Here is a 20,046-nt window from a genome sequence, read left to right as displayed (position 1 = left end):
CCTACTCGCCGTAGACCTGCTTGGCGCGCTTGATAAAGGCGTCCACCATGCTGCCAGCGATCTTGTCAAACACCGGGCTCACCAGCCTGCCAAGCGTGCTGTCAAAGCCATAACTCAGCACCAGTTCTACTCGGCAGGCGCGTGTCTCGGTCCCCACGGGAACAAAGTTCCACTCGCCCTCCAGTTGCGAAAAAGGCCCTTTGAGCAACTTGATGATCAGTTGGCGGTCAGGCACATGCACGTTTCTGGTGGTGAATGTTTGGTGAATGCCGCCGAATGCGATGCCGATTTCGGCGACCATACCGTTTTCTTCCAGAGAAACAACGCGACCCTTGTCACACCACGGCAAGAACTGCGGATACGCCGCCACGTCCACCACCAGGCGGTACATTTCTGCGGGGCTGTACCAAATTAAAACGGACTTTTTGACAGTTTTCATAGAATGGAGTTTTGCGCGGGATTGTAGTCAAGCCTTGTTCGCATCCATCCCCACTCAAGCTCTCCCTCATGGCCAAAAAACCCGACACTGCAAAACGCATCGCTGACAACAAAAAAGCGGCGTTCAACTATTTTTTTGAAGAGCGGTTTGAGGCCGGCATCGTGCTGGAAGGCTGGGAGGTCAAATCATTGCGCGAAGGCAAGGTGCAACTGACAGACGGCTATGTGGTTATCCGCAACGGTGAGTTGTTCATCATTGGCCTGCAAATTCAGCCACTGGGGACCGCATCGACCCACATCAGCCCAGACAAGCAGCGCACCAAAAAGCTGCTGATGCACCGCGAAGAAATCAAACGGCTGATCGGCAAGGTAGAGCAAAAAGGCTACACGCTGGTGCCCATCAATCTGCATTGGAAGGCGGGCAAGATCAAATGCGAGATTGCGCTGGCCAAGGGCAAGGCCGAGCACGACAAGCGCAACACCATCAAAGACCGCGAGGGCAAGCGCGAGGTGGAGCGCGTCATGAAATCACGCCAGCGGTAAGCCGCGCCAATCGGTCTGAGCAGACGCAGTTACCAGTTTTTAGGCCAAGTCGCACAGCGGGTGGCAATGTGCTGCCCAAGGGCTGTCAAAAAAAGCCAGCACCATGTCAGGTGTGACATCTTCAATGCAGGCTGGCTGCCAGTGCGGCGTGTTGTCCTTATCCACGGCTAGCGCACGTATACCCTCTGCTGTCTCGGTCTGTGCTGCGCTGCGGCGCAGATGGCGCGGGAAGAAGCAGTGCCGCACCATGTCGCGCTCCATGCGCAAATCCTCGGCCAGGCTCATGTGGCGGGCGCGGCGGATCTGCGCCAGCGTCAGGTGCAGCATCAGCGGCGAGCGCTGGCGCAACTGGGCGGCGGTTTGTTGCGCCCAGTCGGCGTTGTCAGCTTCCAGGGCTTGCACAATGCTGACCACGCCATCCATTGAAAAATAATGGTCAATTTGGCCTCTAGCCCTTATATCTTCTGCGCTAATAGCTATACAATATGTAGCAATCCAGTCGCTTAGCTGCAGGCTTTGACCCAAGTCAATCTGACCTAATGCGTCCCAGGCCGCCGCTTGCTGATCCACCTCCAGGCAATGGTCAGCCAACCCCATCGCAATCGCCTGCGCGGCTGTGAGGGTCGTGCCGGTCAGTGCCAGCCACTCGCCGGTATGACCCGGGCAGCGGCTCAAAAAATAGCCTCCTGCCACGTCCGGAAACAGACCAATGGTTGTTTCAGGCATGGCAATTTTGCTGCGCGCTGTGACCAGCCGGTGCGATGCACCCTGGCTGATTCCCATGCCGCCACCCATGACCACGCCATCCATGAATGCCATGTACGGCTTGGGGTAAGTGTGGATCAGGTGATTGAGGGTGTATTCCTCGGTAAAGAAGTCCTCAGGACTGGGGTCGCCTGATAACAGCGCCTGATGAAAAAACCGGATATCACCCCCGGCGCAAAACGCACCAAACGGGCCAGCCTTGTTAGAGCCGCGAATCGCTACCGCTTGCACCCGCGCATCTTCACGCCAGGCCAGCAGGCAGGTGGTCAGAGCCCTGATCATCTGCAGCGTCAACGCGTTCAGCGCAGCGGGACGGTTCAAGGTGATGAACCCCACCTGGCCACGGATTTCCGTCAGAACCTCATTCACAACAGCACTCATATTTGCACGCATGCCCTACCCCTCCACGCCACAATTTCATTGGCCACCAGCGCGCCGATAACCAGCGTGCCGCCGACAAGCACATCATGCCCCGGCGCCTCACCGGCCCCCAGCCAGGTCAGCAAGATGCCGAAGATCACCTCCAGCAGACCCAGCAGCGCGACCTCGGGCGCTTTAAGCACCTTGGTACAAAGCACCGCCAGCACACACGGAATCGCCAGCTGTCCCAGCCCCAGCCCGGCCAACAAGCCCAAATCATGCCCGGAGGCTTGAAACGGCCAGGCCAATGGAAACGTGATCAGAGAAGACAGCACCGCGCCAATCAGCACGGCAGGGATCAAATCCACGTCGTTACCCTGAGCATGAGCGTGCTGGGTGACCGTCCAGTTGGCCGCGCCAGAAACGGGTACACACAGCGCCACCAGCGTGCCCGCCATGCTGACGCCCTGTCCCAACTGGCTGGCATACATGTAGGCGATACCAAAACCGGCCACGCCAATGGCCGCCCAAGTGCGTGTTGGCACCCGGTGGCCGATGAAGATGCGCGCCGCAAGCGCAGTCAGCAAGGGCGTGAGCGACATGGTGACCAGCACATTGGCCACGGTGGTCAGCATGATTGCGAGCATGAAAAAGGTGAACATGCCACACCAGCACAGACCCGATACCCACAGCGCCGCGCCGCCGTGACGCATACGGGCAAACACGCCGCGCCCCTGCATCAGTGGCAGGATGACCAGCAAGCTCAATACAGTAAACAGGCTGCGCCAGAAAGTGACTTCAAACTTTTGCGCGTGCTCCAGGTGCCGCGTCACCACGCCAGCAGTCGACCACAGCAAGGTCGCCACCACCATCAGCAACACAGCCTGGTTGTGCCTGAGCTTCAATGTCTACCTTGGTAACAATAACGGGTAGTTCAAGGTTCGGGGCGTTGCTGGACAACCCGAAAAGGGCTATCCCATGTTTCGCCACGTTTCGTCACAAGGCGCGGCTCAGTAACCCGGGCGCACACTTGCGGCAGTCAACGTTTAGGAGCGGCTGGCCCTCTTACGGTCGCTTTCCTTGAGGTGGCGCTTGCGCAGACGCACGCTCTTCGGGGTGATTTCGACCAGTTCGTCATCTTCGATGAATTCCACACCGTATTCCAGCGTCAACTCAATCGGTGGCGTGATCTTGATCGCGTCTTCCTTGCCAGACACGCGGAAGTTGGTGAGCTGCTTGGTGCGTGTGGCGTTAACCACTAGGTCGTTGTCACGGCTGTGGATACCAACAATCATGCCCTCATACACCGGGTCGTTGGCGCGCACAAACATGCGGCCTCGGTCATCGAGCTTACCCAGGGCGTAGGTGAAGATTTCACCGTCGTCCATGGAAATCAGCACGCCATTTTTACGGCTGCCAATCTCTCCCTTGTGGGGTTCGTAGCAGTCGAAGATGTTGGAAATCAGGCCTGTGCCACGCGTCAGGTTCAAAAACTCGTTGGTGAAACCAATCAGTCCCCGTGCCGGAATGCGGTATTCCAGGCGGACGCGGCCCCGGCCATCGGGGTCCATATTGAACAACTCACCTTTGCGCTCGCCCAAAGCCTGCATCACGCCACCCTGGTGTTGCTCTTCGATGTCGGCGGTCACCAACTCAATGGGCTCACACTTTTCGCCATTGATGTCTTTGAACACCACGCGCGGCTTAGAAACGGCCAGCTCAAAACCTTCGCGGCGCATGTTTTCCAGAAGAATGGTCAAGTGCAATTCGCCACGGCCCATAACTTCAAAGATACCTTCTTCGCCGGTTTCCTTGACGCGCAGTGCCACGTTGTGTTGCAGTTCTTTTTGCAGACGGTCCCAGATCTGACGGCTGGTGACGTATTTGCCCTCACGCCCTGCCAGCGGACTGGTGTTGACGCAGAAATTCATCGTCAGGGTTGGCTCATCCACCTTGAGCATCGGCAGCGGGGTCGGGTTGGTGGGGTCGGTGATGGTCACGCCAATACCTATGTCGGTCAGGCCGTTGACTAGCACAATTTCGCCAGGGCCGGCATCGGTGGTTTGCACGCGCTCCAGGCCTTGGAAAGTCAATACCTGGTTGACACGGCCTTTAACCGCCTTGCCGTCCGGGCCTTCCATCACCACCACGTCCATCATCGGGCGGATGGTGCCCTGGCTGATGCGGCCCACACCGATGCGCCCGACAAAGGTGGAAAAGTCCAGCGCCGAAACTTGCAACTGCAGCGGCGCGGCCGGGTCACCCTGCTGGTGCGGCACATGATCCAGAATAGTGTTGAACAGGGCCGACATATCCGGGCCCCACTGCTCACCCTGCCCGCCTTCAACCAACGACGACCAGCCGTTAATGCCTGAGGCGTAAACCACCGGGAAATCCAGTTGCTCGTCAGTGGCACCCAATTTGTCAAACAGATCAAACGCGGCGTTGATCACAAAGTCAGGGCGCGAACCGGGCTTGTCCACCTTATTCACCACCAGAATCGGCTTCAAACCCAGGGCCAGCGCCTTTTTGGTCACAAAACGGGTTTGGGGCATCGGGCCTTCCTGGGCATCAATCAGCAGCACGACACCATCGACCATGCTCAAAGCGCGTTCCACCTCGCCGCCAAAGTCGGCGTGGCCAGGGGTGTCGACGATGTTGATATGGGTGTCTTGCCAGGTCACCGCGCAGTTTTTGGCCAAAATCGTGATGCCACGTTCTTTCTCAATCGCGTTGTTGTCCATCACCGTATCGACAACTTTTTCGTGATTGGCAAAAGTGCCGGACTGACGCAGCAACTGGTCGACCATGGTGGTTTTGCCGTGGTCAACGTGGGCGATGATCGCAATGTTTCGGATTTGTTTATGAGCCATGGTTTACTTTCTTAAATAGCTTGTGTCATCTGTTCAATGTCGGTCGGACTCAGCAGCCGACCCGGGATCAATTCACCGGCCACCACCTGCGCTGTACCCAGCAGCACCTGGCCATTTTCTGCATAAACCGCCACCTGCGGTGCGTCGGGCCAAGGGCCGCGGCGCAGCAAGCCGCTTGAAAACCTCGCAGCATTCTCATCGTCGAGCGTGACCACCGTGTGATCAGGCAACAAAGACGACACCGGCAGCAGGCAAGCTAGGCGCTCTTCTTCGCTCATGGCTTGCAGCGCCGCCAACGTGACACATTGCGCCGCGGTATAACCACCTGTCCCGACCCGGCGCAGCGCGCTCAGGTGTGCACCGCAACCCAAAGCCTCGCCGATGTCTTCACCCAGGGTGCGGATGTACGTTCCCTTGCTGCAGGTTACTTCTAAATTAATAGCTACCTGCGCTTTACTATCAAGGGCTAGAGCCATATTTAGCTTATAAATCATGACCTGGCGCGGGGCCCGGTCAATCTCTATACCGGCTCTCGCGTACTCATAGAGCGCCTTGCCATCCTTCTTTAGTGCGCTGTGCATGGGCGGCACCTGGCTGATGGGCCCGGTAAACCGTAGCGCCACCTGCGCCACATCCTCTGGCGACACCGCCACCGGACGTGTCTCAATCACCTCGCCCTCAGCGTCTGCTGTGCTGGTTTTAATACCCAGGCACATCACCGCTTCATACGTTTTGTCGGCATCCAGTTGCAGCTGGCTGAATTTGGTGGCGGCACCAAAACACAAGGGCAACACGCCACTGGCCAATGGGTCCAGCGTGCCGGTATGGCCGGCCTTTTCCGCGCGCAACAGCCACTTCACCTTTTGCAAAATATCGTTGCTGGACCAACCCAGAGGCTTGTCCAGCAGCAGCACCCCATGCACGGGGCGCCTGGCAACCCGGGTATGCTGGCCCCCACGCGCATTCACTTCGTGTAATTCGCTGCCCCCCAAGGGGGCCTTCGCACCTTGGGGCGGCCCGGCGGTGGCACTGCTGCCCCCACGCGCGTTCACTTCGTGTAATTCGCTGCCCCCCAAGGGGGCCTTCGCACCTTGGGGCGGCCCGGCGGTGCTCATGGCTAGCTTTCGCTGTCTTTCGAACGGGAGGCGACCGCACGTGCAATCAGTGCGTTCATGTCGGCTGCACGTTCAGGTGTCTGGTCAAACACAAAATGCAGGGTTGGCACGGTGTGGATGTGCAAACGCTTGAACAGGCCAGCGCGCAAAAAGCCGGCGGCCTGGTTCAAACCCTCAGTACAGGCTTTCACATCACCGGCCAGCAGGCTGAAGAACACCTTCGCATGGGCGTAATCGGGCGTGACTTCAACGCCTTGAATCGTCACCATGCCGACACGCGGGTCTTTTAACTCGCGGGCGATCAGTTCGGTCAGATCCCGCTGGATCTGATCGGCCACCTTGAAGGCACGGTTGGGGGCGGCTGCTTTTTGACGCACTGTGAGCTCTCGTCAAGTTACAGGGTACGCGCTACTTCGCGGATTTCGAAGAACTCCAGCACGTCGCCGACTTCGATGTCGTTGTAGTTCTTGATGTTCAAGCCGCAATCGAAACCTTCGCGCACTTCCTTGGCATCGTCCTTGAATCGCTTGAGCGAGTCGAGTTCGCCGGTGTACACCACCGTGTTCTGACGCAACAGCCGCAAACGCGCAGTGCGGCGCACCAAACCAGCAGTGACCATACAGCCGGCAATCGTGCCAATCTTGGACACCTTGAAAATCTGACGAATTTCGGCGGTACCAATGATTTCTTCCTTTTTGTCCGGTGTCAGCATGCCCGACATGGCCAGTTTCAGGTCGTCCACAGCGTCGTAAATGATGTCGTAGTAACGAATATCGACGCCATTGTTCTCGGCCAATTTGCGCGCACCAGCATCGGCACGGGTGTTAAAGCCGATGATCACCGCCTTGGCGGCAATCGCCAGATTCACGTCGGATTCGCTGATGCCACCCACAGCGGTGTACACCATCTGCACCTTGACCTCATCAGTGGAGAGCTTGAGCAGCGACTGTGCCAACGCTTCTTGCGAGCCCTGCACGTCAGCCTTGACAATGATCGGCACCATCTTCACCTCGCCTGCTGTCATGTCGGTGAACATGTTCTCCAACTTAGCGGCTTGTTGTTTGGCCAATTTGGTGTGGCGGAACTTGCCAGCACGGTAGGTGGCGATTTCACGGGCACGACGTTCGTCCGACAGCACCATGAATTCGTCACCGGCTTGCGGCACTTCGGTGAGGCCCTGGATTTCAACCGGAATGGATGGGCCTGCCGATTTGATCGACTTGCCGTTTTCGTCCAGCATGGCGCGCACGCGGCCAAAGGTTTGTCCGGCCAGCACCACGTCGCCCGTTTTGAGCGTGCCGCTTTGCACCAGCACGGTAGCCACCGGGCCACGGCCCTTGTCGAGCTGCGCTTCGATCACCAGACCCTTGGCCATGGCATCCACTGGGGCTTTCAGTTCAAGCACTTCCGCTTGCAGCAACACCTGCTCCAGAAGTGCATCAATACCCATGCCTGTTTTGGACGAGACCGCCACAAACGGCGAGCTGCCACCAAACTCTTCTGGAATCACTTCTTCCACGACCAACTCATTTTTGACCCGTTCGGGGTTGGCATCAGGCTTGTCTGCCTTGGTGATGGCGACCACGATGGGTACACCAGCTGCCTTGGCGTGTTTGATGGCTTCTTTGGTCTGCGGCATCACACCGTCGTCGGCCGCCACCACCAGAATCACGATGTCGGTGGCTTGGGCACCACGGGCACGCATGGCGGTAAACGCTTCGTGGCCTGGGGTATCAAGGAAAGACACCATGCCACGCGCTGTTTGCACATGGTAAGCACCAATGTGCTGGGTAATACCGCCGGCTTCGCCGGTGGCGACTTTGGTGCGACGAATGTAGTCCAACAACGACGTTTTACCGTGATCGACGTGGCCCATGACGGTCACCACCGGGGCACGCGGCAACGACTCGGACTGCTGCAATTGCACTTCATCATCGGTAAAGGCTTCCGGATCGTCCAGCGCCGCGACGATGGCTTTGTGGCCCATCTCTTCTACCAAAATCATAGCGGTGTCTTGATCCAAGGGCTGGTTGATGGTGACCATCTGGCCCAGCTTCATCAGATGCTTGATCACCTCGGAGGCCTTGACGGCCATCTTGTGGGCCAATTCGGCGACGGTGATGGTTTCCGGCACGTGCACTTCCAGCACGCGCGCTTCCACCGGTGCCGACTGGTTGTGCTGGTCATTGCGGTCACGGTCATTGCTGCCACGACGGCCGCGCGGACCGCCGCGCCAGTTGCCGCCGCGACCGGCGCCAGCACCTGTGTCACCACGGGTTGGAATCCCTTTCTTCTTGGCCGGATCGCCCGCCCAACTGCTGGACAGCTTGGCAGATTTGACTTCCTTGCCAGCCCCGGCTGCGGCCGCAGCGCCAGGTGCTCCCGGCGCTGCAGGCTTGGCGGTAGCACTACCTACAGGTTTGTGCAGGGTGCCTTTGATACCCGGCTTAACTGGCACTGCTACGGGCTTGGGCGGCTCTTCTTTCTTCGGAGGCAGTTTTTTACCTGGCTGCGACATCATCAGGCGAATCGCTGCGGCCTCTGCTTCTGCCTTGCGACGACGCTCATTCAGATCCAGCGCACGCGCCTGCTCTTCAGCGGCCCGGCTCTTGGATTCGGCAGCGGCTTCTTCCTTGGCTTTGGTTTGCAGCTGCTGTTCAGTTGCTGCCTTCTGCGCAGCGGCAGCCTTGGCCTGCGCTATCGCAGCTTCTGCAGATTCCGAACTGGCTGAAACGGCAGCCGATTCGGCCAATTTTTTCCGGGATTTTGCCTGGGCTTCTTGTTGCAGGGACTCGGCTTGGGCAGCCTGCGCCGCAGCTTGTTCTGCGACTTCACGCGCGGCGGCCTCTTGGGCTTCACGCGAGCGGCGGCGCTCGGCAAGGTCCTCTTCTTGGCGACGAATCAGTTCAGCCTGACGGCTGGCCTCTTCTTCCCGGCGAGCCAGTTCAGCGTGGTCCACCGATGATTCAGTGTCGGCGTGCTCCTCCTCGTGCTGCTCCGGTGCGGGCGCGGCAACGGGCATGTCCAGTGGGTCATCGCGGCGAACAAAGGTGCGCTTCTTGCGCACCTCCACCTGAATGGTGCGGGCTTTGCCCGTGGCATCCGCCTGCTTGATCTCCGTGGTCGATTTTTTGACCAGGGTAATCTTTCTGCGCTCGGCCGATGGCGTGCCGTGGGCGGTTTGCAGGTAACCCAACAGACGCTGCTTGTCAGCCTCTGTGAGGGTGTCGCTCGCGGCTGCTTTAGCCACACCAGCCGACTTCAATTGCTCAAGCAAGGTATCGGTGGATTTTTTGAGTTCGTTTGCAAACTCGGCAACGGTCATACTGGACATGTTTGGGGTAACCTTTAGTGTCGGCTGACACAGCCCTGAGGGCGGTCTGCAGCCTTTACTGAAACTTTGTTTTCATAATTCAAGACGCTTGCGCCGCTGCATCACCAGTAAACCAGTGCGCGCGTGCTTTCATGATCATCGCCGTGGCGTCTTCTTCAGACTGCCCGGTGATGTCGGTGAGTTCATCCCCCGCCAAATCTGCCAGATCGTCGAGCGTGTGAACACCGTGGTCAGCCAGCTTACTGATGAGATCGGGAGTCAAACCCTGAAGCTCACGCAGTTCGGTGGCCACCTTGCCGACATTTTCCTCATTGGCGATTTCCATCGTCAACATGGCATCTTTGGCGCGCGCGCGCAGCTCGTTGACGGTGTCTTCGTCAAAACTATCAATCTCCAGCATTTCTTCCAGAGGCACATACGCGACCTGCTCTAGGCTGATAAAGCCTTCGGCAATCAGCAGGTCGGCGATTTCTACGTCGACATCGAGCTTTTCCATGAAGAGTGCACGGCTCGCGTCCACTTCGCTGGCTTGTTTCTCGGCAGACTCGGCGGCGTCAAGAATATTGATTTTCCAACCAGTGAGCTCGGATGCCAGGCGCACGTTTTGTCCGCCACGTCCAATGGCAATGGCCAAATTTTCCTCGTCGACCACCACGTCCATCGCGTGGCGCTCCTCGTCCACCACAATGCTGGTGACGTTCGCGGGCGCCAAGGCACCAATGACAAACTGCGCCGGGTCTTCGCTCCACAGCACAATATCGACGCGTTCACCAGCGAGTTCATTGGTCACGCCGTTGACGCGGGTACCGCGCACACCGACACAGGTGCCAATAGGGTCAACGCGTTTGTCATATGACAGCACTGCGATCTTGGCGCGTGAGCCTGCGTCTCGTGCGCAGGATTTGATCTCCAGCAAACCCTGCTCGATCTCAGGAACTTCGTTGCGGAACAACTCGGTCATAAATTCAGGGGCTGAACGCGACAGCACAATCGGTGCGCCACGCAGGGTCAAGTCCACTTCCATGATCATCGCGCGCACACGGTCGCCAGTACGAAAATTTTCCTTCGGGATCATCTCGTTGCGTCGCAAGCGGCCTTCCACGCGGCCGGACTCAACGATCAAATCACCCTTGTCCATGCGCTTGACCGTACCGACAAAAATCTTGTCGCCGCGCGACATAAAGTCGTTAAGCAGCATTTCGCGTTCAGCGTCACGAATTTTCTGCAGGATGACCTGCTTGGCAGCCATCGCACCAATGCGGCCAATCGGCACGGATTCGATGGTTTCCTCGATGTATTCGTCAACTTCGATGTCGGAAATTTGCTCAACGGCTTCAAACAGCAAAATTTCCTGATCTGGCAATTGCAGGCCAGCCTCATCGGGGACCACGTGCCAGCGACGGAAAGTCTCATAGACACCGGTATCACGGTTCAGCGAGACACGGATGTCGACATCGCCCGTGTACAGCTTTATCGTAGCTTGCGCCAGCGCAGCTTCCACAGCGCCAAACACCACATCACGTTCCACGTTTTTCTCACGTGAAATGGCGTCGACCAACATTAACATTTCGCGATTCATGCCATGACTCTCCTGTATCAATTCAATTCAACGGTGTCGCTGTCGGCGCCATCCACTGCGGAATGCCCCCGACCTTTAAAACTCACAATCGGCGCCAGGCGAGCATCCCGCAACTCATCGAGCGTGAAACCCAAGGCCTGCAAGGGTGCCAGCGGCCGCTTTTTACTAACTTTCGCACCGGGTTTGATTTCAGGCTCGTCGCGCCAGACGATTTGCCAACACCCCAAATCAGGCACACCGGCCCCCTCTAGTTGCTCGGCGCGCTCCAGAACACCGCGGAATTTCTTGCGGTTGGCGCTCACCTGGCCCGAAGCCGCAGCACCCAGCGGTGCCTTCAGGGTGACATCTATCACCTGGCCGGCAAAGCGCTCAAAATCCTGCTGGTGGCGCAGCGGGCGATCAATGCCCGGCGAAGAGACTTCCAGCCTTTTGTATTCAATGGCGTCAACTTCCAGCGCAAACTGCAACTGGCGGGTGACTTTTTCACAATCTTCCACGGTGACAAACTGTTCTGGCACTGCCACACTGACAGCCGGCGGGGTCCAGGGCAAGTCGATGGTGATACGCAGCAAACCGCCGGCAGAGCGTTCAATCTCCACCAAGTCATAGCCTAAGCCGACAACGATTTGTTCAACAATTTCTTTAAGCGCCACCAAAACCCCAAATAAAACCGCAAGCCATCCAAAAACGATCGACCAAAAAAAACGGGCGGAAGTGACTCGCCCGTTTGGTCGTGAAGCGTCGGATTGTATCCGAAAATAGGCTAAAAAGCTTTGATTTTGAACGATTTAACCAGCGGCACTCACCAATATTTGGGTGTACGCATGTTTTGGTTGGGCAAGAACTTGTTCCACGCTCCCCGACTCAACAACCTGGCCGCCTTTCATCACCATCACCCTATGCGCCATGGCGCGAATCACCGCCACGTCATGGGTGATCAGCAGATAGCTCAAACCGCGCTCGCGCTGCAGCTTTTGCAGCAGTTGTAGCACCTGTTTTTGCACCGTGACATCCAGTGCACTGGTGGGCTCATCCAGCACCAAAATTTGTGGCTGAACGATCAGCGCCCGCGCAATCGCCAGACGCTGACGCTGGCCGCCTGAGAATTCGTGCGGATACCGCCCCAGCAGTGCGGTAATCGACCCAGCCGTGTCCACATCCAGCCCGACATCATGCAGCGCCTGCACCACGCGCTGGCGGCGGTGGTCGGGCGGCAGTTGCGGTTCGAACACGCCCAGACCCTCGCCGACGATTTCTTCTACCGTCATACGCGGTGATAGCGACGAAAACGGGTCCTGAAACACCACCTGGATGTGTCGACGCAAGGCTTTGTTACTGGCTGCATCTCTGCCCCACGCGCTGCCGACCACCGAAAAAGAGCCCTGAAACGGCAGCAAACCCAGCGCTGCCAGTGCCAGTGTCGACTTGCCTGAGCCTGATTCGCCCATGACACCCAGGGTCTGACCCGCTGCCAGCGCAAAGTCTGCGCCCTGCACTGCGACGAATTCGCCGCGTTTGAACCAGCCGCGCAGACCCGGCAAAGGCGTCGGGTAGCTGACACGTAGGCCATTGGCCAGCATGACGGCAGGCGATCCGGCAGGCGCTGGCGCATTTGCCTGCGGGTCACGCTCGGGGCGGCTGGCCATCAGGCGGCGGGTGTAAGGGTGTTGCGGGTGGTCAAACAGCGTTTGCGTGGCGCCTTCTTCCACGATGCGCCCTTGCTCCATCACCACCACCCGGTCGGAAAAACGGCGTACCAGGTTCAGATCGTGGGTGATCATCAGCACTGCCATGCCGCGCTGCTGTTGCAAGCCGTCCAGCAGATCCAGAATCTGGCCGCGCAGGCTCACGTCCAGCGCGGTGGTGGGCTCGTCAGCCAGCAGCAATTTGGGCTGGCAGGCGAGCGCCATGGCAATCATGACGCGCTGACGTTGCCCGCCGCTGAGCTGGTGCGGGTAAGCCTGAGCACGCCGCTGGGAATCGTCAATGCCGGTTTCCGCTAGCAATTCAATAGCTATCTGCGCACATTGGACCTGGGTTAGACCCTGTTTTAATGCAATAACTTCGGCAATCTGGTCACCCACGCTCATCAAAGGGTTCAGCGCCGTCATCGGCTCCTGAAAAATCATGGCGATGTCCTGACCCCGGATCGCCCGCAACGCTCGCTCTGGTAATGAGAGCAGCTCCCGCCCGTCGAATAAGGCCTGACCACTGATTTTGGCATTAGCGACTAGGCGCAGCAGACTCAGCGCGGAAACCGTTTTGCCAGAGCCGGATTCGCCCACCAGCGCCAGCTTTTCGCCGCGCGCGATGTCAAAACTGATGTCATGCACCACCGTCTGGTCACCAAACCGTACCGAGAGGTTTTGCACGCTGAGCAAGGGCGCTGCAGTGTTACTCATACATCAGCCTTGCGCGGGTCTAACGCGTCGCGCAGGGCATCACCCATGAAGGTCAGCAGCAGCAGCGTGATCACCAGCACCGCAAAGGTGAACAGCGAAATCCACCACGCGTCAATGTTGTTTTTGCCCTGCGACAGCAACTCCCCCAGCGACGGTGTGCCTGGCGGCACGCCCAGGCCCAGAAAATCGAGCGAGGTCAGCGCCAAAATCGCGCCGCTCATACGAAACGGCAAAAAAGTCACGACTGGGGTCATGCTGTTGGGCAGCAGATGCCGCGTGATGATGTGCCAGTTGCCAACACCCAGCGAGCGCGCGGCACGCACGTAATCGAGCTGGCGGTTGCGCAGAAACTCGGCACGCACATAGTCCGACAGGCCCATCCAGCCAAACAGGCTCAACAACACCAGCAGCAGCGCTAGGCTGGGCGCGAACACCGCGCTGAAGATGATCAGCAGGTACAACTCTGGCATCGAGCCCCAGATTTCAATGAATCGTTGAAAGGCCAGATCGGTTTTGCCACCAAAAAACCCCTGAATCGCCCCGGTGACGATGCCTAGCACGGTGCCAATGGTGGTCAGCGCCAGCGCAAACAACACACTGACGCGAAAGCCGTAGATGAGTTGCGCCAGTAAATCACGCCCGCGGTCGTCGGTACCCAGCCAGTTCTCCCGCGTGGGGCCAGAAGGGTTGGGCGATTTGGCAAAGTAATTCAGCGTTTTAGGACCGTAGGGATTGGGCGCAAACAGCGCCCAGTTGCCATTCGTGCTCAGACGCTCGCGGATGGATGGGTCCAGGTAGTCAGTATTGGCCTCAAAGTCGCCACCAAAGGTTTTTTCGGAATAGTCTTTCAGCACCGGCACATAAAACTCGCCTTGGTAGCTAACCAGCAGCGGGCGATCGTTGCTGATGACCTCGGCAAAAAGGCTTAGCAGCACCAGCACACAAAAAACAACCAGGCTCCAGAAACCCAGCCGATTACGTTTGAAGCGCAGCCAGGCGCGCTTGCCGGGGCTGGGCGACTTGACGGCAGGATCAGTCAAATTTGACACGCGGGTCCACCCAAACATAGGTCAGGTCTGAAATCAGCTTGGTCACCAGGCCGATCAGCGTAAAGAAATACAAGGTGCCCAGCACCACCGGGTAGTCGCGACGGATGACGCTCTCATAACTCAGTAGCCCCAGGCCGTCCAGCGAGAACAGGGTTTCGATCAACAGCGCCCCGGTGAAAAAAGCGCCGATAAACGCCGCCGGAAACCCGGTGACGATCGGGATAAGCGCGTTTCGGAACACGTGTTTCCACAGCACCTGGCGCTCGCTCAAGCCCTTGGCCCGTGCGGTAACCACGTATTGCTTTCGGATTTCTTCCAGAAACGCGTTTTTGGTCAGCATGGTGGTCACCGCAAAACTGCCCAGCACCATGGCGGTGACCGGCATGGCGATGTGCCAGAGATAGTCCACGATGCGCGCACCCCAGGTGAGCTCGTCCCAGTTGCTGCTGGTCAGGCCACGCAGTGGAAACCATTGCAACTGACCACCAAAAATCACCAGTAACGCCAGGCCCAGCACAAACCCGGGAATCGCGTAGCCCACCAGCACCAGCAGCGTGGTGATCAGATCAAACCTGGAGCCGGCACGCACCGCTTTGGCCACACCCAGCGGCACAGCGATCAGGTAACTGATAAAAAACGTCCACAGCCCCAGACTGATCGACACCGGCAACTTCTCCCAAATGAGGTCCGAAACACTTTTGTTCTGGAAAAAACTTTTGCCAAGATCAAAGCGGGCAAATTGCCCCAACATCTGTAAAAAGCGTTCATGCGCGGGTTTGTCAAAGCCATAGAGCGCCTTGATTTGTTCAATGCGCTTCGGGTCCACACCCTGCGCACCCCGGTAACTCAAGCCGCCACCCTCGGCCACCGCGCCTTTGCCCGAACCGGCTTTGGCCTCGGCCAGATACTGCTCCACCGGGCCGCCAGGCACAAACTGGACGACCATAAAAGTGATCAGCAGCACCCCAAAGAGTGTCGGAATCATCAGCAACAGGCGCTTAAGGATGTAACTCAGCATAGTTCAGCGCGCAGTAGGCTTGGCCCACCAGGTGTCAATGGCCCAACCTTCGCCTTGGGCGTAAGGCGGCATGGTGGCAGGTTGATTGAGCCGCCAGTGGTTGAACACCATGCGGTGTGTCGGGGCGGACCATTGCGGGATCAGCACATGGCTGTGGGCAATCACGCGCTCCAGCGCACGGCAGGCTGGCAGCAGTTGCGCCTTGGTTTTGGCAGCGGTCATGTGGTTGATTAATGCATCTACTGCTGGGCTTTTGATGCCGGACATGTTGCCAGAATCTTCTTGGTCGGCGGCTTTGGAGCCAAACAGGTCGGCGTATTCCTGCCCTGGGTTGTGCGTGCCGCCGTAGGCCAGCGAGGTCATATCGAACTCGAATTTTTGCAAGCGCTGCTGGTACAAGGCAAAGTCCACTGGCCTGAACTTCAGTGTGATGCCGAGTTTTTCCAGGTTGCGTGCCCATGGCGTGACCACGCGTGCGCTGCCTTCGTTGCTGTCCAGGAACTCCATTTCAAAGGGTTCGCCCTGTGCGTTGCGCAAGGCGCCATCACGAAATTCCCAGCCTGCCGCCTTCAGCAAGGCTTGTGCCTGGCGCAAGTTGGCGCGCAGAGACGAAGGTGGATCGGTGCTCGGCGGCACGGTCATCGGGCCCAACACAGCTTGGGGCAGCTGAGCACGCCAGGGTTCCAGCAAGGCCAATTCTTCTGGGCTGGTTACACCGCTGGCGGCGCAATCGGTGTTGCCAAACAAGCCATTCACCCGCTGGTAAGCGTTGTAAAACAGTTGACGGTTCATCCACTCAAAGTCCATGGCCAAGCCCAGTGCCTGGCGCACACGCACATCCTTGAACAGATCGCGTCGGGTGTTGAGCACATAGCTCTGAAAGCCGGTGGGCAGGCGGTGACGGTATTCTTTCTTGACCAGTTCACCGGTGTCAAAGCGCTTGCCATTCACTCGTCGCGCCCAGTCGCCCGCCGAAAAGAAACGCATCAAGTCAAATTCACCAGCTTTCAAGGCCTCCAGCCGCGCTGTCGCGTCTTTGTAAATCTTGACGGTGATGCGGTCGAAGTTGGCGGTACCCCGGCGCACATTCAAGTCTCTAGCCCAGTAGGCCGGGTCGCGTACATAGGTGATGTCTTTGCCAAACCGCACTGGCCCGATCTTGTAGGGGCCGCTGCCGATAGGTATGTCGGTCACGATCGCATCAAAACGCTTGGCTTTGCCGTTCTCTGCGCCCCAGGCCCGGCTAAAGACTGGCAAGCCGCCTACTGTCAGCGGCAGTTCACGGTTGGGCTTCTTGAAGCGGTAGCGCACGGTGTGATCGTCCAGCACGTCCAGTCCTGCCACATCGTCAAGCATCGTTTTATAGGCCGGCGAGGTGTAGGGGCCCATTAACGCGTCGAAGCTGAATTTGACATCCTGCGCCAGCACGGGGTCGCCATTGTGGAAGCGGGCTTGCCGCCGAAGGGTGAAGGTGGCGCTGCGCCCATCCGGGGCCACCACCACGTCCTGAGCCAGCAGACCGTAGCCTGAGCCGGTTTCGTCCAGCGCACCAGTCAGCAGACTGTCGAACATCAGCTCAGATAAATAGGCGGGCGCAGAGCCTTTGATGGTGAACGGGTTGTATTTGTCAAAGGTGGACACGCGCAAATTGCTCACCAGCCGAAGTTCACCGCCTTTGGGCGCTGCCGCATTCACGTAGTCAAAGTGATCAAAGCCTAGCGGATACTTCAAATCGCCCCATAGGGCGTAGCCATGCGCAGCCCACAACGGGTTCACCCAGGCCACAAACACCAAAAACAGAAGTCGACGCATGCGACAATTCTGCATCATCTGTCACTGCAGTTTCATTTGCCGGGTTGATGGCTTTGAAAGGGCGAGCTTGTAAAAGTAGGGGCTCTTGGCAGTGCTTTCCAGTAGCTAAATACAAAGAGGTCGATATGGGATTTTTGACAGGCAAAAAATTATTGATCACCGGCGTGTTGTCCAACCGCTCCATCGCCTACGGCATTGCCAAGGCTTGTCACGCGCAAGGTGCCGAACTGGCTTTCAGCTATGTGGGTGAGCGTTTCAAAGATCGCATCACCGAATTTGCCGCTGATTTTGATTCCAAACTGATTTTTGACTGCGACGTGGGTGACGATGCCCAGATCGACAAGCTGTTTGCTGACCTGACCGCGCACTGGCCCAAGTTTGACGGCTTTGTGCACAGCATTGGTTACGCCCCGCGCGAAGCTATCGCCGGCAATTTCCTGGACGGCTTGACGCGTGAAAACTTTCGCATTGCGCACGACATCAGCGCCTACAGTTTCCCGGCGATGGCCAAAGCGGCCCTGCCCTACCTGAACAACACCTCGTCGCTGCTGACGATGACGTATTTGGGCGGTGTGCGCGTGGTGCCCAGCTACAACACCATGGGCCTGGCCAAGGCATCGCTCGAATCGTCGGTGCGCTACCTGGCCGACGCCGTGGGTGCGCGCGGCATTCGTGTCAACGGGCTGAGTGCAGGCGCCGTCAAGACGCTGGCCGCCAGCGGCATCAAGGACTTTGGCAAGCTGCTGGGTATTTCGGCCGCAGCCTCACCGCTCAAGCGCAATGTGACCATCGACGAGATTGGCAACGTAGCCGCCTTCCTGCTCAGCGATCTGGCCTCAGGCATGACCGGACAAATCTCTTATGTGGACTGCGGTGTCAGTCAGACGGCCGTGGCCGTGGTTGAGACTGGTTCTTAAGAGAAAATGACCTCTAGCCCTTGATAGATAAGCGCTAGAAGCTATTTATTGTGCGCCCAGCATGGGCGCATTCCTGCGGGTGAAAGTCCCGTCGTAAGTTGGTCATGACGAACGAAGTGAAGCGCAACTGCACAAGGGCGACCGAGTGTGGGAAGGAAGCGTGGAGCATAAATTGTGAGCCGATGGACAAGAACCGGATAGAAGGCGACATACAGCAGGGCGAGCAGGCAATTTTCTGCAAAGCCCTTATGACCAAAGTCTGTGTGGCGTAAATCCGGCGGTTGTGCAATGAAGGAATGCGTTCTTACCTGGGGAGATCTCGCCTCATGCCTGAAAGGGCGACAGTGCAAACTGGAGCGAGAAGTCAGCAGAGGCCGTAGTAGTCGTAGGCGAAACCCACAACGGGAGAAGACCGAAGGCGAAGGGCCAAACGAGAAGGAGTGTTAAAGGACATGTCGATGCCAAAGGTCATGCGTCAGATGCCCACGCAAGTGGGGCGGGAAGCCGTAGGGCGCGGTGAAACCGCGCTTGATGCTGCCAGCGACGAAGCCTGCGACCCGCGACATGACACCCAAGACACGGGGTCAGCACTACTAAAAGACGCGCTGACAAAAGAGAACCTGCAAAGAGCGCTCAAACGCGTGCGGGCCAACAAAGGTGCTGCGGGTGTAGATGGGATGGACATCAAACAGACCGTCGAACACCTCAAGAGTGCCTGGCCCGGCATCAAAGCGCAGCTACTTGCAGGCACGTACCGCCCCGAAGCGGTACGCCGGGTGACGATACCCAAGCCCGATGGAGGCCAGCGCGAGCTGGGCATTCCGACGGTGACGGATCGGCTAATCCAGCAAGCACTGCTACAAGTATTGCAGCCGCTACTGGATGCCAACTTCAGTGAAAGCAGCTACGGATTTCGTCCCGGGCGCAGCGCCCACCAAGCGGTATTGGCCGCTGCGGGGCATGTGCAATCGGGCAAGCCCATCGTGGTGGATGTGGACTTGGAGAAATTCTTCGACCGGGTCAACCACGACATACTCATAGATCGCTTACAAAAACGCATCCCTGATGCTGGAGTCATCCGGCTGATCCGTGCGTATTTGAACAGCGGGATCATGAGCGAGGGCGTAGTGCAGGAGCGTCAACAGGGCACGCCGCAAGGCGGGCCATTGAGTCCGCTTCTGGCCAACGTCTTGCTTGATGAGGTAGACAAGGAACTGGAGCGCAGAGGCCACAGTTTTGCGCGCTACGCCGACGATTGCAACGTCTATGTTGGCAGTCTCAAGGCGGGCGAGCGGGTCATGGTCCTGTTGCAGCGACTGTATGCAAAACTCGGGCTCAAGGTCAATGAGACCAAAAGCGCGGTGGCTATTGTGTATGGGCGCAAGTTTCTGGGCTACAGCCTATGGGAGACGCGAAAGGGCGAAGTCCGGCGGCGGGTGGCGGATATTGCGTTGGTCAAATTCAAGCAACGTGTCAGGCAACTGACGCAACGCAGCAGTGGACGCAGTATGGGGCAAGTGGTTGAAAAACTGCGGCCTTACCTGCTGGGATGGAAAGCGTACTTTAAGTTGGCGCAGGAACCAAAAGTCTGGCGAGAGCTTGACGAGTGGGTGCGCCGACGCTTGAGGGCGATACAACTCAAACACTGGAAAAGAGGAACCACAATTTATCGAGAACTGCAGGCGCTGGGGGCAACGGTAAAGGTTGCAAGACAAGTGGCGGCAAATGCCAGTAGATGGTGGCGCAACAGTGGGCGAGCGCTGAAAAGCATTCTCACAAGCGCCTACTTTGACCGTCTCGGAGTACCCCGATTCTCATGACCTCAACTTCTCGAACCGCCC

Annotated in this window: 16 protein-coding genes; 3 read left to right on the top strand and 13 right to left on the bottom strand. The window is 58.0% G+C overall.

What is annotated here, in order from left to right:
* Position 1 precedes the first annotated feature (1 nt).
* The gene (locus tag BLL52_RS15175) at positions 2 to 439 is read right to left on the bottom strand and encodes a type II toxin-antitoxin system RatA family toxin (protein WP_075587513.1); all 438 of its coding nucleotides are present in this window, start codon (positions 437 to 439) and stop codon (positions 2 to 4) included.
* A 68-nt stretch (positions 440 to 507) separates the two neighbouring features.
* On the opposite strand from BLL52_RS15175, the gene smpB reads away from it, so the two are divergent.
* Entirely contained in the window at positions 508 to 981 is a 474-nt protein-coding gene (gene smpB, locus BLL52_RS15170; RefSeq protein ID WP_075587512.1) for an SsrA-binding protein SmpB, read from the top strand.
* 39 nt (positions 982 to 1,020) lie between these two features.
* On the opposite strand, the gene BLL52_RS15165 is transcribed toward smpB, so the two are convergent.
* From BLL52_RS15165 to BLL52_RS15110, 12 genes are all read right to left on the bottom strand, one after another.
* Entirely contained in the window at positions 1,021 to 2,127 is a 1,107-nt protein-coding gene (locus BLL52_RS15165; RefSeq protein WP_075587511.1) for an enoyl-CoA hydratase/isomerase family protein, read from the bottom strand.
* Complete coding sequence (locus BLL52_RS15160; RefSeq protein WP_173861806.1) at positions 2,124 to 2,978, bottom strand: DMT family transporter; 855 nt, start codon at positions 2,976 to 2,978, stop codon at positions 2,124 to 2,126. Before BLL52_RS15160 ends, BLL52_RS15165 begins: the two co-directional genes overlap by 4 nt.
* Positions 2,979 to 3,152: 174 nt before the next feature.
* Complete coding sequence (gene typA / locus BLL52_RS15155; protein WP_075587509.1) at positions 3,153 to 4,979, bottom strand: translational GTPase TypA; 1,827 nt, start codon at positions 4,977 to 4,979, stop codon at positions 3,153 to 3,155.
* An 11-nt stretch (positions 4,980 to 4,990) separates the two neighbouring features.
* Positions 4,991 to 6,094, bottom strand: coding sequence for a tRNA pseudouridine(55) synthase TruB (gene truB, locus BLL52_RS15150; protein ID WP_083633997.1), 1,104 nt, complete (start codon positions 6,092 to 6,094; stop codon positions 4,991 to 4,993).
* A 2-nt stretch (positions 6,095 to 6,096) separates the two neighbouring features.
* Entirely contained in the window at positions 6,097 to 6,471 is a 375-nt protein-coding gene (rbfA, locus tag BLL52_RS15145) for a 30S ribosome-binding factor RbfA (RefSeq protein WP_075587508.1), read from the bottom strand.
* Positions 6,472 to 6,488: 17 nt separating this feature from the next.
* Entirely contained in the window at positions 6,489 to 9,428 is a 2,940-nt protein-coding gene (infB, locus tag BLL52_RS15140) for a translation initiation factor IF-2 (RefSeq protein ID WP_075587507.1), read from the bottom strand.
* Positions 9,429 to 9,507: 79 nt separating this feature from the next.
* Positions 9,508 to 11,007, bottom strand: coding sequence for a transcription termination factor NusA (gene nusA, locus BLL52_RS15135; RefSeq protein ID WP_075587506.1), 1,500 nt, complete (start codon positions 11,005 to 11,007; stop codon positions 9,508 to 9,510).
* A 17-nt stretch (positions 11,008 to 11,024) separates the two neighbouring features.
* Positions 11,025 to 11,660 (bottom strand): ribosome maturation factor RimP, encoded by a 636-nt coding sequence (gene rimP, locus BLL52_RS15130; protein ID WP_075587686.1) that lies wholly within the window; start codon positions 11,658 to 11,660, stop codon positions 11,025 to 11,027.
* Positions 11,661 to 11,795: 135 nt separating this feature from the next.
* A complete protein-coding gene (locus tag BLL52_RS15125; protein ID WP_075587505.1) occupies positions 11,796 to 13,409 on the bottom strand; it encodes an ABC transporter ATP-binding protein in 1,614 nt (537 codons plus the stop codon).
* Positions 13,406 to 14,476, bottom strand: coding sequence for an ABC transporter permease (locus BLL52_RS15120; protein WP_173861776.1), 1,071 nt, complete (start codon positions 14,474 to 14,476; stop codon positions 13,406 to 13,408). Before BLL52_RS15120 ends, BLL52_RS15125 begins: the two co-directional genes overlap by 4 nt.
* On the bottom strand, positions 14,442 to 15,476 hold the full coding sequence (locus tag BLL52_RS15115) for a microcin C ABC transporter permease YejB (protein ID WP_075587504.1): 1,035 nt from the start codon (positions 15,474 to 15,476) through the stop codon (positions 14,442 to 14,444). Before BLL52_RS15115 ends, BLL52_RS15120 begins: the two co-directional genes overlap by 35 nt.
* Before the next feature lie 3 nt (positions 15,477 to 15,479).
* Positions 15,480 to 17,288 carry an extracellular solute-binding protein gene (locus BLL52_RS15110; RefSeq protein WP_075587503.1) on the bottom strand — a complete coding sequence of 603 codons (1,809 nt, stop codon included), beginning with the start codon at positions 17,286 to 17,288 and terminating at the stop codon, positions 15,480 to 15,482.
* A gap of 125 nt (positions 17,289 to 17,413) precedes the next feature.
* On the opposite strand from BLL52_RS15110, the gene fabI reads away from it, so the two are divergent.
* Complete coding sequence (gene fabI / locus BLL52_RS15105; RefSeq protein WP_075587502.1) at positions 17,414 to 18,205, top strand: enoyl-ACP reductase FabI; 792 nt, start codon at positions 17,414 to 17,416, stop codon at positions 18,203 to 18,205.
* Positions 18,206 to 18,657: 452 nt separating this feature from the next.
* Positions 18,658 to 20,025, top strand: a complete 1,368-nt coding sequence (gene ltrA / locus BLL52_RS15095) for a group II intron reverse transcriptase/maturase (RefSeq protein ID WP_075587501.1) — start codon at positions 18,658 to 18,660, stop codon at positions 20,023 to 20,025.
* The last annotated feature ends 21 nt before the right edge of the window (positions 20,026 to 20,046 follow it).

It is taken from the genome of Rhodoferax antarcticus ANT.BR, from assembly GCF_001938565.1.
In the GTDB taxonomy this organism is placed as follows: domain Bacteria; phylum Pseudomonadota; class Gammaproteobacteria; order Burkholderiales; family Burkholderiaceae_C; genus Rhodoferax; species Rhodoferax antarcticus.
This window is presented reverse-complemented; position numbering and strand designations above follow the sequence as displayed.